Source organism: Streptosporangium sp. NPDC006930 (assembly GCF_040635605.1).
In the GTDB taxonomy this organism is placed as follows: Bacteria; Actinomycetota; Actinomycetes; order Streptosporangiales; family Streptosporangiaceae; genus Streptosporangium.
The window spans coordinates 1-15,951 of the sequence record NZ_JBEYID010000022.1 but is presented as its reverse complement, the minus strand read 5'-3'; the positions used below and the strand labels follow the sequence as shown (position 1 = coordinate 15,951).

13 protein-coding genes are annotated in these 15,951 nt (G+C 69.5%); 5 read left to right on the top strand and 8 right to left on the bottom strand.

The features are described from left to right. Nucleotides 1–3 precede the first annotated feature (3 nt). The 5 genes from ABZ664_RS30680 to ABZ664_RS30660 all read right to left on the bottom strand — a co-directional run bounded on the left by ABZ664_RS30680 (nt 4) and on the right by ABZ664_RS30660 (nt 4,747). On the bottom strand, nt 4–1,065 hold the full coding sequence (locus ABZ664_RS30680) for a lanthionine synthetase C family protein (protein WP_362517366.1): 1,062 nt from the start codon (nt 1,063–1,065) through the stop codon (nt 4–6). Then, nucleotides 1,062–3,086, bottom strand: coding sequence for a lantibiotic dehydratase family protein (locus tag ABZ664_RS30675; RefSeq protein WP_362517363.1), 2,025 nt, complete (start codon nt 3,084–3,086; stop codon nt 1,062–1,064). Before ABZ664_RS30675 ends, ABZ664_RS30680 begins: the two co-directional genes overlap by 4 nt. 62 nt (nt 3,087–3,148) lie before the next feature. Next, the gene (locus ABZ664_RS30670; protein WP_362517360.1) at nt 3,149–3,322 is read right to left on the bottom strand and encodes an FxLD family lanthipeptide; all 174 of its coding nucleotides are present in this window, start codon (nt 3,320–3,322) and stop codon (nt 3,149–3,151) included. 68 nt (nt 3,323–3,390) lie between these two features. Then, the gene (locus tag ABZ664_RS30665; RefSeq protein ID WP_362517357.1) at nt 3,391–3,573 is read right to left on the bottom strand and encodes a hypothetical protein; all 183 of its coding nucleotides are present in this window, start codon (nt 3,571–3,573) and stop codon (nt 3,391–3,393) included. Nucleotides 3,574–4,303: 730 nt separating this feature from the next. Next, the gene (locus tag ABZ664_RS30660) at nt 4,304–4,747 is read right to left on the bottom strand and encodes a recombinase family protein (protein WP_362517352.1); all 444 of its coding nucleotides are present in this window, start codon (nt 4,745–4,747) and stop codon (nt 4,304–4,306) included. Nucleotides 4,748–4,904: 157 nt separating this feature from the next. Here ABZ664_RS30660 and ABZ664_RS30655 point away from each other — a divergent pair, with 157 nt between their 5' ends. Together ABZ664_RS30655 and ABZ664_RS30650 are read left to right on the top strand one after the other, a co-directional pair. Continuing rightward, entirely contained in the window at nt 4,905–6,689 is a 1,785-nt protein-coding gene (locus tag ABZ664_RS30655; protein WP_362517349.1) for an ElyC/SanA/YdcF family protein, read from the top strand. Next, nucleotides 6,631–7,431: a WbqC family protein gene (locus ABZ664_RS30650; protein ID WP_362517346.1), complete on the top strand. Its 801-nt coding sequence runs from the start codon at nt 6,631–6,633 to the stop codon at nt 7,429–7,431. The genes ABZ664_RS30655 and ABZ664_RS30650 overlap by 59 nt, the downstream gene beginning before the upstream one ends. A gap of 60 nt (nt 7,432–7,491) precedes the next feature. Here ABZ664_RS30650 and ABZ664_RS30645 read toward each other — a convergent pair whose 3' ends face one another. Then, a complete protein-coding gene (locus ABZ664_RS30645) occupies nt 7,492–7,737 on the bottom strand; it encodes a helix-turn-helix transcriptional regulator (protein ID WP_362517343.1) in 246 nt (81 codons plus the stop codon). Between the two features lie 143 nt (nt 7,738–7,880). Here ABZ664_RS30645 and ABZ664_RS30640 point away from each other — a divergent pair, with 143 nt between their 5' ends. After that, a complete protein-coding gene (locus ABZ664_RS30640; protein WP_362517340.1) occupies nt 7,881–9,236 on the top strand; it encodes a hypothetical protein in 1,356 nt (451 codons plus the stop codon). 254 nt (nt 9,237–9,490) lie between these two features. Here the strand turns inward: ABZ664_RS30640 and ABZ664_RS30635 are convergent, their stop codons facing one another. Further along, complete coding sequence (locus ABZ664_RS30635; protein WP_362517336.1) at nt 9,491–10,159, bottom strand: tyrosine-type recombinase/integrase; 669 nt, start codon at nt 10,157–10,159, stop codon at nt 9,491–9,493. Between the two features lie 497 nt (nt 10,160–10,656). Here ABZ664_RS30635 and mobF point away from each other — a divergent pair, with 497 nt between their 5' ends. Next, nucleotides 10,657–14,670: a MobF family relaxase gene (gene mobF / locus ABZ664_RS30630; protein WP_362517333.1), complete on the top strand. Its 4,014-nt coding sequence runs from the start codon at nt 10,657–10,659 to the stop codon at nt 14,668–14,670. Between the two features lie 391 nt (nt 14,671–15,061). Next, on the top strand, nt 15,062–15,382 hold the full coding sequence (locus tag ABZ664_RS30625) for a hypothetical protein (protein WP_362517330.1): 321 nt from the start codon (nt 15,062–15,064) through the stop codon (nt 15,380–15,382). 154 nt (nt 15,383–15,536) lie between these two features. On the opposite strand, the gene ABZ664_RS30620 is transcribed toward ABZ664_RS30625, so the two are convergent. After that, the gene (locus tag ABZ664_RS30620; protein WP_362517326.1) at nt 15,537–15,833 is read right to left on the bottom strand and encodes a hypothetical protein; all 297 of its coding nucleotides are present in this window, start codon (nt 15,831–15,833) and stop codon (nt 15,537–15,539) included. Nucleotides 15,834–15,951: the final 118 nt, after the last annotated feature.

Sequence of the window (15,951 nt, the reverse complement as noted above, 5' to 3'; positions counted from 1 at the left end):
GGATCAGTTGATCAACAGGGCGCGGGTCCAGCCAGTCACGTTGGAGCCCTTCAGCGCCATGACCGCCCCGGCTCGGCCTTCCATGAACCCGGGTTTGGACAGTGCGGGGATCCCCGCTTCTAACCTCTGGCGGGTCTGCCGGATGGGCTCGGCGAACCGGTCGGAGGTACGGCTGTCGGCGGCGAGGGCGATCGTGACGGTCAGCAGCCCGGCCCAGCCGTGGCAGAGGGACGCATCGGTGACCCGGCTCAGGCGGGCCGGGTCGGTGAGGGCGGCGATGGCGAGTTCCTCGGCCTTCTGCCTGCGGGCGTCGTCGCCGAGCGCGCAGGCTGCCAGTTGCAGCGTGCGGGCGATACCAAGGTCCCCGTAGCACCAGGAGGGGCGCAGGGGCGGCGCCTGCAACGCCTCAGCGGCGAGCGGGTCCAGGGTGATCCAGTAGAAGGAGCCGAACTTCTCCAGCCAGGCCGTGAACGTCTTGATGGCGCCTATCTGGCCTTCCACCAGGAGGCCGCGGCGGGCGGCGAGAGATAGCAGCGCCAACGGGCCGGCGATGCCGTGGGCTACCCCGTTGTTCGCGTGGCCACCGGTGATCTCCTCATGCGTGGGGCTGTCTGGCGACCACCACCCGGGCAGGACCTGGGCATCGGCTTCGGCCGGGACTGCCAGCGTCACCAGGTAGGCCAGCACCTCCTGCAGCAGCGGCGGCGGCGAGCCTGCTCGGGCAAGCAGCACCACCCCCAGCCCGGTGAGCCCCCGGATGAGATCGAACTCTGCCAGTGTCGGGAGCCGGGTCGCCTTTCGTCGGCAGCGGGCCGCGGCGAGCCGGGCGGCCACGACCCGGTCGACGGCCGCCTGAACGGTCTGGTCGACGCGCCCGGCACGGCCAAGCACGAACTCCAGGGCCGGGGCGCCGTGGAACAGAGAAGCGTTGGAGCCGGTGCTGACGCCGCCGGCGACCGCCTCGGCCAGCAGGGGCCGGGCTGCGGCAAGGTTGCCGCGCTCGATGTGCAGCAACGCTATCCCCAGCGCGCCCTCGGCCAGGGCCTGCGTCGTGGGCGGGCTCATCGGCCCGCCTTGACCGCGACGACGATGCTGTGGGCCCGCCCGCCGATCCATCCATCCACGTCCGGCGGCGGCGCCTCGTAGAGCACTGCGATGGGGGAGCCGCGCAGGTGCGTACGGAGCACGTCCAGGTCCATCTCCCTGGTGAGGTCCAGCAGCAGGCGCTGGTCGTCCATGGCCAGGAGCACACGCTCCGGCACACCCGCCCGGCCGCGCCAGGCGTGCAGCCGCGCGGCCCACTCCTCCAGGGATGCCGCACGGCCGGGCAGGACGCGGGCCCGAAGCTGCCAGCGGGCGGCAACGAGGATGCTGCGCCGACAGTGCAGCCCCGGCGTGAACGGCAGCGTCCATGCCGCACCCCAGTCGAACCAGGTCACCTGCGGAGCCGCGGCACGGCTGATCTCGGCCAGGAACCGGGCCAGCGGCGGGGTGAAGTTGTTCCACATGAAGTTGAGCGCGGTCGGCGCGAGCAGCTCCAGGCGCTCCCCGGTGGCGGACACCGCGAGGTAGAGGTGGCTGCCGCGCAGACCTACGACCAGATCAGAGGGGACGAACACCGTGGCGCCGCTGCCCCGGTGCTCTCCGACGCTGACCAGCTTCGGCAAGACTTGCGGGGTGCGCGTGAGCAGGTCGGCCTCGACGCGGGAGGGATGGAACGACAACTGAGCCAGTTCCGCCACAGGGTCAACTGTGGGAAGGGCCACTTGCCCGGCGGCCTGCGGGAACAGGTGCCCGAATCGTCCCGTCATCGTGCCTGCCGCCCTGGAGACGGTGTGAACGCGGACGCGGAAGTCGCCTCGGTCGAGCGCCGGAAGCGAACGGGCTTGGACCTGTGCGCACACCTCGAAGTGCGGGGCCAGGGCGGTAGGTTCGCCTGCGGCCGCCTCCAACTCCTCGATGAGCGGCTCGGACAGGATCACCGTCCGGTGGCGTTCGACGGCGGCGGCCCCTGCGAGATCCAACAGCAGCCGGTCGCGCCGCGACATCGGTCGTGGCGGCTCGGACACCGAGCCGAACCCGTCAGGCAGGCCCAACCCGTTGTCCGGGTCAACGAGCTGCTCCACGCCGACCTCGGCGTCTTCGCCCCATCGGGCGGCGAACTGCTCGGTGTAGCGCCGCCACGCCCGGGTGCCGGTTGGATTGGCCGCGAGCCTGGCCAGCACGGTTGCCACGGTTTCCATCTCGACCGCGACTGTCTCTGGTAGTCGAACCCTGGCGTCCAGCCGTAGGTCCACGCACGCCTCCCGATCGCGGGCGTCCAAGGCGACGGCAGGCAGGACGGCTGCCGGGTCAACGATCGTGGCGGGGGCACGCAGCGCCGACAGCAGCAGCCGAAGCCGCAGCAGCTCCGCGAGGAACGCCGCCTGGCGGTGTTCCTCCACCTGCGGGAACTCTGCGGCGAGTTTTCCCGTGAGCGCCGCATACCGGATGGGTGACGTGGCCGCCTGGAGAACGAGCGTCAGCGCAGGCGTCAGTGCGAGGGAGAACTCCGACGAGCCCTCGGACGGCACGAAGACGCGGCCGCCGCGCACGTGCGCCAGGTTGTTGACGCACACCTCGACGGCCGCCATCGACGCGCAGTCGGCCTCCTGGGCGCTGATCACCTTGTCCAGCGCCCGGGGGTCGGCTCGGGTAACGATCTCGTGTTCATCCCCGACAAGCACGGCGGATGTCTCGCCGAAGTCGACCAGGCAGACGCCGGCGAACAGGCCGAACGGCGTGGACCGGTGCTCATACCTGATGGCGTACCGGGCGACCGCGAGCGCGGCGCGACGCGCCCGGCGAGCGTTCAACAACCGCCCGTCCAGGACTGCCTCCACCTGGCGGGCCAGGTCCAGGCTGGCACTGGAGACCGCGCGCCGGAACGTGTCATCGGCCCAGATTGGGCCGAGCCAGGAACGCCACTGCTCGGGGGACGCGGCGGGCCCCGGCCACTGCGGCAAGGCGGGGGCGGAAAGGTTCACCGCCGCGCGCAGCATCCCGGCGCCCGTGCACCGGTACAGGGTCCGCCGCGACCGCGTCATCACTCACGCTCCGTTCTGGGGAAAAGGGGGGCGCGGGTCCGTACGGGCCCGCGCCTCGCGGACTACGAGGTCGTGCAGGCGCTCGGGCAGGAGGTTCCGCAGTTGTCGCCGGTGGTGCACATCAGCACCGTGTCGGCCGCCGGGGTGTTCTCGATGAATTCGATGTTGAGGGCGAACGGGTCGAACGTCTCTCCCGTGTCGACCGTGACCGTCTCCTCCGGGGTCAGAGTGCTCATGTCTCTACTCCTTGTCCTGTTTCGGGTTCCTGACGTGGGGTGTCCACGCCAGCCGGGCAGGGGCATAGTCAGCCCGCTTCCGCCTGGTTCACGTACGGGTCGGCCTCGTACCATTCGTCGCGGCTGGTGTGGTCAAGGTGGTGCTTGCGCACCAGGGCGGCGTACATCTGGATGACGTCGCGGTAGGCCCGGCCTCGGCTGGCTTGCTCGTGCCCGCGCCCGTCGGCGTCGTAGGCGGCGCGGGGCAGCATGGGTGCTGGGTAGGGGCACGGGCCCGCGCCGGAGTACGTGGACGGCCGTACGTTGTGAGCCTGCTCGGCTGTCCACGCCAAGACGAGGAGAAGCAACACGGCCACCCGGCGGCGACCACCAGGAACGCGTCACTGTACGTGAACACGATGCGCTCCCTCCTGGCGTGGTCTGGGGCCCCGAGGTCTTCCGGGCCGGCGGGGTGCTGCCGGGTCCGGTGATCGTCTCGGGGCCGCCTCTGGCAGATCCTCACGGCCACCCGGGACGGGTGTGGTGGGCGGCCGGTCCGCGGTCATGGCGCGCGGGGAGGCCCGCCAGAGATCAAGTTCAGCTTCCTGCATGCGCTGCCACAGCTCGGCGGCGCTGCGCCCCATGACGGTGCGACATAGCCGCGGGTCGGAGCACTCCCATGCCTGCAGGACCCGCCAGTACGGGCGCCACAGGACAACCCAACGGGGCGCCCGCGCCTGTATCAGTTTGGCGACCTCGACGGCGCCGGGGTCATACCGGGGCTGCATCGAGCACTTCACGAAGGTGTACGGGGAGGCGACAGCCGCTGCGTTCTCCTGGACGACCTCGGTTACCCCAGGAATCGCCCCCTTCAGCCTGCCGGCGGCTGCACGGTCGGCCTCGAAGCCGTCCTTGTCGGAGCCTGCGAGCGGGGCGTACGTGCGCTCTACCGCTGGCACGTTCGGGTTGAATTCGCTGCTAGGCGGTGGTACCACGAAGGTGTCAATCATCATGGGGTCCTTGGCGAGTTGGTTCGAGCTGGCCATGGGGAACGGCGCGGGCCAGAGTCACGACTGGTCGGCCGGCGGAAGAGCCAGTGGTACGGAGGGCTCCCCGCACGACCAGCAGCCGCGCCCCAATCGCGTTCAGCTGTTCCCGCCGCCGAGTCGCGATGAGCTTCTCGCCCAGGTGGTGCGTAGTAGGCAGAACCACCCCGTAGGCGCCGGACATGAGAAGGACGTCCAGCAGGCCGGCGAAGGCCGGGTCGTCCGACGATGCGGCCCCTCGATCGGTGAAGATGCCGCAGAGCTGTAGTTCGTGCTGCTCGCAGTATTGGGCGAGGGCTACCGTCAGGGCGGCGTGCCGCTCGGGCGTCGAACGATGCAGCCGCAGGTACCCGTAGACGATCGGGCCGTCCACATCGTGTTGTTCGGTGAGTGTCCACAAGGTAGCCGTCCTTACCGTGGTCGGGGCTGATGGCCCGCTCTTCGAGCATGGCCAGCCCCGACCCCGCTGGATACGACCCGCTGTCGCACTTGCGTTGCACTTCCGTAAGCCCTCGGTACTTCTACGTGCTTCCATGGCCGTGGAAGGGAGCAGCGACGTGACGACCGTGCATGAGTGGACCGGCCTCGAAGCGCGTGCACTTCGCCGAGCCTTGCGGATGAGCGTGCGGGTGTTCGCGCAGCACCTCGGCGTGGCTCCCCGCACCGTGGCGAAGTGGGACCAGCTCGGTACCGCTACTCGGCCACGTCCGGATACCCAAGCCATCCTGGACACCGCGCTCGCTCGCGCGAATTCGGCCACTCACCTGCGGTTCGAGACGCTGCTCTTGGAACTCGGCCAGGACGTGGACCAAGGGCTGAGAGTCACCCGGATGGGACCACGAGCCTGGGACTACGAGACCTGGACGGACGACCTTGACCGGGCTGTGGTCGCGCTCAGCCGCCAGAGCTTCAGCTACGCCACCGACCTGCTGAACCGATGGCTCACCCGCTACGACCCGCACGCGTTGGACGACAAGGGTCTTTACCTGTTCGCACGATCGACGACACTGTTCGGCGACCTCCAGCGCGACCAAGGAGCAGTCGCCGGCCCATTGTCCGCTCGCCGCTCCTACCTCAACGCCCGATCAATCTACGGACAGCTCGACATCCCCCGTCGTATCGCGCAGCTTGACCTTTCGTTGGCGGTGGTCGCCGAGATGGGGGGCCGGTTGGACGAGGCCGCCAAGGAATATGAGGCGCTGGCGGTGGACGACCGGCTCTCGCCACGCGACAGGGCGCGAGCCCGGCTGTGGGTGGGGACCGCCCTGAGCAAGAACGACAAGAACGACTACGCCGCCCGCCTGATGACGACCGCCATCCGCGAGTTCGAGAATCTCGGTGAACCCGAGGACTGGTCCGTCGCGCACCAGAAACTCGCTCTGGCCCACCGTGGCGCAGGGAACCTCTCGGAGGCGCTACGCCTGATCGACCTCGCTCGTGCTACCGCAGTCACCGATGCGCCCATGCAGCGGGTCCGGCTGGAGACGGCTTACGGGCACGTCCTGCTTTCGGATCGGGCCACCGTGGATGATGGGGTGGTGATCCTCGACCGTGCCGCGCGCGAGGCCGCGCAGCACGGGCTCGCGCACCAACTGCGCAGCATCGAGGGCATTCAGCGGACCATCCAGGGGGAGATCCGCCTTCCTCTGCCACGGCGACCAGGGAGCAATCGAGTGAGTGTCAAGCAGCAGGTCATCACCGACGAGCAGTGGCAGCACGCCTACACCATCTGGGACTACCACCAGATGCACCACGACCTGAGCCGGTGTGACGTGGCTATCGGCCTGGGTAGCCACGATCTGGGGGTGGCACGCGCAGCGGTCGACTTGCACCGCGCTGGTTGGTTCCCGCTGCTCGTCTTCTCCGGTGCCACCAGCCCCACCACCGCGGCCCGCTTCCCCCGAGGCGAGGCCGTCCACTACCGCGAGCACGCGCTCGACCTCGGCATGTCCGACGAGGCGATTCTGCTGGAGCCGAACGCCACCAACACCGGCCAGAACATCGCACTGTCCCGCCAGGTGCTGGCCGATGCGGGTATTCAGCCCGGTTCGGTGCTCCTGATCTCCAAGCCGTACATGGAGCGCCGGGCCTACGCCACGGCACGAAAGGTATGGCCCGAGGTCGAGGTGGTGTGCGCCTCCGAGCCGCTTGAGCTGGATGACTACGTCAGCTCGATCGGTGATCCGAAGTTGGTCATCGACATGCTCGTCGGCGACCTCCAGCGCGTGATCGAGTACCCCAAGCTTGGCTACGCCATCAAGCAGCCCGTCCCAGGAGAGGTCCATGACGCCTACCAGGCTCTTCTCCGCGCCGGATTCGACAGCAGGCTCCTTACGCCCTGACCTGCCATACGGCGAGGTGTGCGCCATCCACCAGCCCAACCTCTTCCCCCGGCTGGTGACGCTGGCCAAGCTGTTCACCGCCGACTACTGGATCGTCCTGGACGACGTGCAGTTCGCACGCAGGGACTACCAGCACCGCGCGCGCCTCGCCTCGCTCGACGGCTCGCGGCAGCCGCAGTGGCTCTCCATTTCCACCCATCTGCCGCACGGCCGCTCCACCTCCATCCGCGGAGCGCGCCTGGCCGATCCCTCCCGCTGCCGGCGCCGTGTCGCCCAGCTCCTCGCCGACCACTACCGGCACAGTGCCTACTGGCCGTCGTTCAAGAGGGGGCTCGAACTCGTACTCGCCGCGTTTGAGAGCACGGATCGACTGGCGGACGTGACGGAGCTGTCCACGCGCCTGTTGCTGGAGGAGGTCGGGTGGCGGGGGCAGATCCTGCACAGCAGCGATCTGCTCGCACCCGGTGAACGTTCGCAGCGCCTGGCCGACCTGGCCTGGCTGACAGGCGCCACAACCTACCTGTGCGGGACCGGGGGCATGCGATACCTGGACCCGGCCGCTTTCCGGGTCCACTCGATCGAGGTCCTCCCGTTCCAGGCCTGCGGATCGGGCATATGGGCATCCGCCCGGGAGGTGAGCGCGGTACACGCCCTGATGCTTGTCGGGTCGGGCGCTCTAGGGCGGGAACTGGAGGCCCTGCGCGGACGAGTTCTTGAGGACGATCTCCGATCTGGTGCCTAGCCCTGCCGGGCTTTGGAGATCGGTTCGCACTCCCTCGATCGCCATCGCCCCGCTGGGCGATCACGCACGTGGTCGGAGGTCGAACAACTCGCCGACCGAAACCTCAAGAGCGTCAGCGATCTGGAAGACGTTGTCCAGCCGAGGGCTGTACATCCCGTTCTCGATACGGTTGATGGTTTTGCGGTCGACCTCGGCGAGTTCTCCGAGTCGTTCCTGGCTGAGTCCTTGACCTTCCCGCACGTCACGCAGTCGCAGGCCGAACTGTCTGCGCAGCTCAGCGAGGCGTGGCGGGATTGGGGCGGGCACTTACTCACGGTGGCGTGCATGATCCTCAAAGGTCTGTACCAAGTTTGGTACACATCACGGAGGGTGATCAGTGCCCGCCCCCGCGCAGCCGGGAAGCTGACGGCGACCCCTTTGCTCACCTCGGCAAACCTGAAGAGGCAACCATGATCACAACGGAGTCGCGTCGCTCCGCACGCACAGTCGCCGTACCGCGCCGCAACCACCACGGCGGCCACTCACCCGCCTGGCTGCTCGTCCAAGCCGCCCAGCTGTCGTGGGAGATCAACTCCATCCTGTCCCTCATCCACGGCGCACGCCTCAACCTCACCGAAGAGCTATCCATCCAGCACGAGGCGACCCAAGCGTTGATCAATGCCGCGCACGCCGGCGTCATCGTCGAATCCCGCCTCCCTTTGGCCCCCTCCTGGAGCAGCGGGGTACCGCGCCCGCGCTCGGTGTTCGCCCAAGCCCGCGAAGCCGGCAGCGACCCGCAGGCGGTCATCCCGGAGATGTATGCCCCCATCAAGCCCGACATCCCCGCCGAACACCTGCAGGCGCTGAGCGAAGCCTCCCGCCCCGACCTCTTCCCGCACGCCCAGTGCTCCGGCGTCAACCTCAAAGGCGCGCGCTGCGCCAAGCGCATCTTCACCGGCATCGGCGCCGAGCACTGCCACGTGCATCTGACCACCGCCGAACAGCAGCGCCGCGAGCAGTTGCGCGCCGCCCGCGACAAGGTCCGCCAGGCCGAAGAAGACGCCATCGAGTGCCAGCGAGTGACCTTGGCCCATGACTGGCTCGACCGCTACGGCCGCCGCCCCCACCGGGTGGAACTGCCCACCCTGCCCTCGCGACCGCACCAGATCACCCTCACCCACCCCGACGTCCCGCAGCCGGCGGATACGCCGCACGCGGTCATCGGCGTGTACGAGACCGGCTGGCTGACGATCTGCCCCCGCGCCGGTGAGATCATCAGGGCCTTCCTCGACACCCCGTGCGCCTCGGCGCAGGAGATCGCCGCACACGCCGTGGCCCAGACCCCTGCACGCTGGGACGACGGCGAGCAGTGGCTGACCTCTTGCGTCTGGGACGGTATCCAGCCGCCCCTGGACTGCATACCGGCTGCCGGTGAGATGCCCGAACTGGACGAATACCCCGGAATCTACACGTTGCGGCTGCAGATGATCGGCGATGAGCACAGCTGGGCCCACTGGGACAACGGATTCTCCGCACTGGTTCAGGCCTGCGGCTACCCGGAGGTGGAGACCATGGCGGACCTGCTGGCGTTCTGGCAGCACGTGGGCATCCTGACCCAAAGCACCGACACCGGCTCGTGCGACGAACCTCAACTGATGATCGGGACAACGGTACGTTCCCCCTGGCGGGTCCTGCACGCGGCGGGGCGCCCCGAAGCTCCGTACCCATTGATGGGTGCGGTGCGCTTCCTGACCGAGGTGGCCACCCCGTGGGATCGTGAGATCTCACCAGGAGAGGTCTTGGAGCTGGCCCGCATCGATATATAGAGGCGTACCGACGCAGTCGCCAAGGACCTTTGGGGACTCCCGCCAATAATCCCTGGAAACCTCCATAATTTTGTGGATCAGTCAGCTTGCAACCGCTACCTACAACTGGGGGTCACGAGCGCTATTTCGACCCTTTCTGCGCCGCGTGACCTCAGGCTCCTATGACAGGAGTTCGGCGAGGTCGAGAGCGGGTTCAGCATCGAGGTCGCAGCGCGCGGCCAGCACTTGCGCGTAGGCGTCGATTCGGACGTGAATCAGCAGACCAGATGGCCAGGGTGATGGGGGCCGAGGCGGCGGCCGCGGCCGCGCTGCGTACCGCGGCGGCCAGCGCGGCGCGGGCCAGGCGGCGCAGTAACGGGCGGTCGATCATGAGCGGTTCTCCTTACCGCGGGCCCTGGGCGCTGCTCGCCCGGGGCGGTGCCTTCATGAGGCCGCTTCGGAGGGTTTTCCGGATTCGCTCGCATCGGCGCGGTAAGGCGGGCAGGGGGAACCTCGGGGAAGGCGTCCTTGCCGACCGCGCGGACCACGTCGGTGACGCCGTTGACCGTCAGCCGTCCGCGCTGGACGGCCCACAGTCCTTCGCCGACCGCGTTGGCCAGGGCGGGCCGGGCGGCCAGCAGTTCGGCGCGCACCTGCAGCCAGGCGGTCAAGCGTTCGCGGGCCGGAATCGGCAGCGGGACGGTGCGCACCTCATCTCCCTTGCCGTGCAGGCGGGCGGTGCTACTGCGCGCGGTGATCGGCGCGTCGCCGACGTGAAGGCGTTGGCATTCCTCGGCACGGGCGCCCGCGCCGAGCAGCAGGGCGATGAGGGCGGCGTCGCGGGGGCTGCGGCGGTCGGCGGTGCGGCGGGTCGGGTTCTCCTGCGCACGTGACAACGCGTCCAGGGCGCCGGGTTTGGGCACGCGGGCGCGTTTGACCGCCAAGCGTAGTGCGGGTCCGTGTTTGTACAGCAGCGTCACTGCGGCCAGCGCCTGGTTCACCGTCGCCGGCGACGCGCCCGCGGCGAGTAGGTGGCGGCGCCAAGCGGTGACGGCGGCTGGCCCGCGCCCTGCTGGAGGTCACCCGCGACCTCGACCTGCGCGACACCTTCGACCGGATGCTCCACGACCACCTGAGCCGATAGCGAGCACCCCGGCCGCCCAAGGTGATCGGCAGCCAGTTACTGACATCAAATCCACGCGCAACAACCTTCAAGCAAGATCTTTTAGAAACCACTACTTCAACGCTGCTATCACCAGCTCTAGTTACGATCTACCTAATATCAACACAATATGTCATAATTCCTTACAAGATCAATTCAAGTTTTGGACCCAAGGTATCTGGCGATACGGACGGCCTGCGGCCGCAGGAACCGGCGCTGAGCTGCGCGGACGTGAAGGGGGTGGTTTTGGTGGCGTGGGTGAGCACGCTGGGGCCGTCCATGGCGCAGGTCGACTACCGCCTGCAGGAAGGCGCCGGCTGTCAGAGTCACCACCTGGTGCGCGGTCAGGAGGATGGGCAGATCTCCTACCGGCTGGCCGGGGATCGCCCGTTGATGTGGATCGGTGACGGGTTGCGCGAGGTCGGCCTCACCCCCGGTACTCCGCTCACCGCCGACCAGCACGAGATGGCCCGCGCTCTCATGGACGGCCGTCACCCGCACACCGGCCAGGTGCTGATGGAGGCGAAACGGGCCGTTGACCCGCGCGCGATGCTGCCCGGCGGCCCGCTGCTGACCGCGCTGGAGAAGGCCGCGGCTGAGCGCGGCGTCGCCGACGTCGCCGCGCTGGTGGCCGGTAACGAGGAGATGGCCAAGCGTGCGGTGCGGCTGCAGCGCGGGGTGCGGCGCAAGGGCGAGGCCTACGTGATCCCCTACGACGACGCGCGCCGGCTCGCCAAGGCCGCCGGGCTGGACCTGGCGGCCGTCTACGACGCCGACCAGTTGGCTGAGGCGCGGCGCTGGCGCGAGGCCCGGGTGCGCGTCGGCAACCGCGGCTATGACCTCACCTTGGACCTCGCCAAGAGCGTCAGTGTGCTGCACGGCCTGGGTGATGCGGCGGTCTCCGCCGTCGTCGACGAGGAGTTCACCGCGTCGGTCATCGAGACCGTTGATGCGGTGCAGGGGTGGGTCGCCTACGGCCAGCGCGGCCACCAGGGCGACGGCCGACTTGCTGGCCGCGCGGCCACCGGGGGCCTGCTGGGGTGGGTGATGTGGCACCAGACCGCCCGCCCCGTCGATGGCCAAGTCCCCGATCCGCACCTGCACGCCCACGTCCAGATCGCCAACATGGTGCGCGGAGTCGACGGCAAATGGTCGGCCATCGCAGCTGGCGGCAAGGACCTGCACCGCCACGCCCACGCCGCCGACGCCTTCCTCAAGGCCCGCCTTCGGCGCCGGTTAACCGAGGAACTCGGGCTGCGCTGGGAGCGCGACGCGCACACCGGCGCGTGGGAAATCGTCGGTATCGACGAGACGATGCGCACCCGCTTCTCCAAACGCGACGGCCAGATCAAGGAACTGCTCGCCGAACACGGCCTGGCCTACGACGAGGCGCACCCGCACGCGCGCAAGGTGGCCAGCGCCACCAGCCGCCAGGCCAAACACCAGCTGCTGGACGGGGACCGGCGCGGCGACTGGCACGCCCAGTGCGCCGCCGACGGCGTTGACGCGGCCGCCGTCATGACTTCCTGCCTGCACCCCGGCGAAGGCCTCCCGCCGCGGCCTGGCGCGCAGCAGATCGCGGAGTGGATCTGGCGCCCTGGCAGCGGGCTGACCGCGCACACCAAGACCGTCAGCCACGCCGATGTCCTGGCCGCCGTCGCTGATGCCTGCCCCGACGGTGTCGCCGATCTGGCTGACCTGCAGGTGCTGACGGATGCGGTGCTGACCCACAAGCCCGCCGTGCGCCTGGCTGAGGCTGGGGCGCGGCACCTGGTCAACTCCGCCCGCTACACCTCCACCGACATCCTCGAAGCTGAGCAGCAGGTCCTGCACCTCACCCGGCAGCGCTACACCGAAGGCGCCGCCGTCTTGGACACCGCGGCGATTGCGTTGTCGCGAGAAGCCTTCGAGGTCGCCCACAGCGTCACCTTCTCCCCCTCCCAGCGCGCCGTCCTGGAGCGCCTGCTCGGTGACGGCCATGGCGTTGATGCGCTCATCGGCGTCCCGGGTGCGGGCAAGACCATGCTGATGGCCGCTGCCCGGGCCGGGTGGGAAAGTCGCGGCCTGGTGGTGGCCGGCGCCGCGACCGCCGCGGTGGCGGCCGCGAACCTGACCGCCGAATCGGGCATCGGCGCGTACACCTTCGCCACCTGGATGCAGCGCATCACCGACCCCGAGGGCCCCGGCGGCCGTGGCCTGGATGGCGTCGACGTCCTGGTCATCGATGAGGCCGCGATGGTTGATGACCGAGACCTGGCGGTGGTCCTGGGCGAGGCGCACCGTACCGGCACGAAGGTGGTGGCGATCGGCGACCCGCTGCAGCTGCGCGCGATCGGCGTCGGCGGCACCTTCGCCGCCCTCCACCGCCAGGTCGACGGCCTGGTGCTCAGTGAGAACCGGCGCCAGCGTGACCCGATCGAGCGCCAAGCGCTGGCCCAATGGCGCGATGGGGACCGCACCGAGGCGCTGCGAACGTGGAGTCGCGGCGGGCGCGTGCACGCCGGACGCGACGCCACCGACACCCTCGGTGCGCTGCTGGCCCACTGGGCCACGGTGCGCACTGGCTACCGCGACGACGTGCACGGCGAGCTCGCCGCGGTCCTGGTGCTGGCCGGCAGCAACGCCGAAGCCGAACGCCTCAACGCCGCCGCGCGCGCGATCCGCCGCGCGGCCGGGGAGCTGGCGGGCCCAGATGTCCGGTACCGGCTTCCTGGCGGGCGCACTTTAGAGCTGGCGGTCGGCGACCACGTGCGGGTACGGGCCAACGACTACCGCTCCCGCAAGAGCAAGGGGCGGCGTGCGGACGTCCTCAACGGCTACCGCGGCATCGTCACCGCCATTCACCGCGACCGGTCGGTGAGCGTGCAGTGGCGACGGCTCGGCGCTGACGGCCCGGCCCCGGTCGTCGAGCGGGTGACGCCCGCCTACATCGCCGCCGGAGGCCTTTCACACGGCACCGCGATGACGGTGGCGGCCGCCCAAGGACTGACCAGTCACCATACCCTCATCTACGGCATGGGCCTGGACCCCCACACCCTGTATGCGGCGATGAGCCGCGACCGTCTGTCGGCGCACCTGTACCTGCCGCGTAACGTCTTGGAGTCCGATGCTGATCGGGCTCGCCACGGTGAGCCGCGTAATGCGGCCGAGGAGCTGCACCGCGCGCTGGATGCCTACGCCGCCACCTTGCACGGCGACCGCGCCGACGATCTCCTCACCCCTGAGCCTGAGCCGATCGCCGCGGTGCGCGCCCGCGAACTGGCCACCATCGAAGCCGAGGCCACCCAGGTCGTGACCCAGGCCCGCGAACTGGCGGCCATCAAGGCCGAGGCCGCCCGGGTGGTAGCCGCCCGCGTGGCGCTGAACGAGGTCACCCGCCCCGATCGCCCACACGGCCTGCTCAGCGATGTGGCCCTGCACGCCCGCATCGAGACGATCGCCGCCCAAGCGACGACCCTGGCCCAGCAGGTCGCCCAGCAACGGTGCAACGAGCGCGAAGAGGCCGAGCAAATCGCCGCCATCCGCGTCCAGGTGAAGACCGAGCTGGTCGACGAGCGCGACCGCCTGGCCCACGCCCTGGACCAAGCCCGCACCGCTGGCGACCGGCGCCACGACGCCCGGGGTACCTACCAGCGCGTCCAGCAGCGCGTTGCCCGGCTGCAGGCGGCGCTGGCCGAGAAGAACAGCGGGCTGCGCGCCCTGCTGCCCAGCAGCCAGCGCACCCGGCTGCAGGAGAAGCTGCAGGAGGCCTCCCAGGCGATGACCAGAGCCGCCCGCCGGGCTGAGGCCGCCGCCCGCGTCGAGCAGGCCGCGCTGCACGCCGCCCGCCAGGCCTCCCCCTCGTGTACGAGCGCGGCCGACCTGCAGACGCGCCACCGCCTCCTAACCGGCTCGACGTCCTTCGCCAAGGTGCTGAACAAGACGATCGCTGACCGCGTGGAGCAGGTGATGCCGGGCCTGGCCAACCGGAAGCGCGTCGCGGCCGCCCGGCTCAGCTTCCACACCATCGCCGACTCCCCTGCCGGCCAGCGCGAGCGCGCCACCCGTCTGCTGGCCTCCCTGGTCGCCGAGCGCGACCACCGCGGCCAGCTCAGCGAGGATGTGCGGCGCGGCCAAGACCGCGCCCGCCAAGATCCGGCCGCAGCCAAGCGGGTCCGTACCCGAAACGAGCAGGCCCGTGCGCGCACCGAAGCGCAACAACGCAAGGCCGCCCAGGCCGCCCAGGCCGCCGAGCGGACCTACTCCCGTCGCCCGCCCACCGCTAGGGGCCCCGGCCCGGGGCTGCGTATGTGAGCGTGGGGGCAGGGGCGTGATCGTCGCGGCCCGAAGTATGGCCGTCGGCTCCGCGGCCCTCAAGGCCACGACCTTCGCTGCGCTCAACTCCTGGCCTTGACCGCCGCAATCACCGACAGCCTTACGGGCCACCACGACGACCACGCGACCCGAAACGAGGAAATAAATCTACGCCGCAAAGGCGCGGGGAGGAAAGCGGGCAAGGTGACCAGGAAGGACCTGACGGGATTCTCGGGACGGCGTAGCGTCGAGGTAAGGCCGAGAAGCAACAGGAAGCGCCGATCTGCGGCACCTGCCTGGGCGCGGGCGGCGAATGGATCGACCGCAACGGCAGCAGCGCCAAGCAGAGCGTCTGGGTGACGTGTACCTCGTGCGCGGGGACGGGGCGGCGATGAGTGACCCGATCACCTGCCCCGAATGCAAGGGCGACGGTGGCCAGCGGCTGGGCCGTCTGCGGGTCGCGTGCCGATTCTGCCACGGCCGTGGCTGGGTCGGCGCCGAGCACGAGCCCGCCGAACCTCCCCCGCCGCCCACCGAGCCACCCCCGGCCTGGGAACACCGCATCTGGTCCGGCTCCGCGGCCGCCGCCGTCCTGGGGTGCCGCTACTGCCTGGGGGCGCAGACGGTGGCGCACCTGGATGCGACCACCCGCACGCTGGTGATGACACCTTGCCAGTGCCAGACGTCCGGGGATCTGTCGGCGAGCGCGTAGAAAATCGCGAGCCCCATGGTAAAGGCCTGTTGTGGAGGAGCCTATCCCCAACTGCGACGCGGTGCAGTCGGTGACCCGCACGGAGCGGCGAGTGTTTCGCGCAGTGCGCGACGGATGCCTGATCGTGCTCAATCGGGTGCACTGGGCCGGTAGGTCAGGCCGGGGTTAGGGTGCTCGCGTCAATCCAGCCTATGCGATCTATGGCGCTGTCGGTTGTGACAGGGATGTAGGTTTTGCCGTCCTCGGGGTTGGTCCACTTGGTGCAGTACGGGCCGACCTTGTTGTCCTTCTCCTTGGTCTTGATCCGCGGGGCGTCCTTGCGCGGCTCCTCATATACGCCCGCGATCTTGCGAATGATCTTCCACTGGCAACCGGTCGTCAGGGTCTCGGCCGACGGCGGCGTGACGTCACGGAAAAGCGCCGCGACGCGCGGACCGGCAAGGACAGCCACTAGGACAGCCACTAAGCCAACTACTAGAAGGCCGATGAAGATCTTGGTCTATCAGGCGATGCCGCCTTTCAGGGCATGGCCGTGATTCGCCAGGTGACGCTGTCGTGGTGGAGTCCAA

Excerpts from the sequence above, each read along its gene's own strand:
- ABZ664_RS30650 (WP_362517346.1), top strand. The coding sequence starts at position 6,631 with ATGACGCCTACCAGGCTCTTCTCCGCGCCGGATTCGACAGCAGGCTCC.
- ABZ664_RS30625 (WP_362517330.1), top strand. The coding sequence starts at position 15,062 with ATGAGTGACCCGATCACCTGCCCCGAATGCAAGGGCGACGGTGGCCAG.
- ABZ664_RS30670 (WP_362517360.1), bottom strand. The coding sequence starts at position 3,322 with ATGAGCACTCTGACCCCGGAGGAGACGGTCACGGTCGACACGGGAGAG.
- ABZ664_RS30640 (WP_362517340.1), top strand. The coding sequence starts at position 7,881 with ATGATCACAACGGAGTCGCGTCGCTCCGCACGCACAGTCGCCGTACCG.
- ABZ664_RS30665 (WP_362517357.1), bottom strand. The coding sequence starts at position 3,573 with ATGCTGCCCCGCGCCGCCTACGACGCCGACGGGCGCGGGCACGAGCAA.
- ABZ664_RS30675 (WP_362517363.1), bottom strand. The coding sequence starts at position 3,086 with ATGACGCGGTCGCGGCGGACCCTGTACCGGTGCACGGGCGCCGGGATG.
- ABZ664_RS30680 (WP_362517366.1), bottom strand. The coding sequence starts at position 1,065 with ATGAGCCCGCCCACGACGCAGGCCCTGGCCGAGGGCGCGCTGGGGATA.
- mobF (WP_362517333.1), top strand. The coding sequence starts at position 10,657 with ATGGCGCAGGTCGACTACCGCCTGCAGGAAGGCGCCGGCTGTCAGAGT.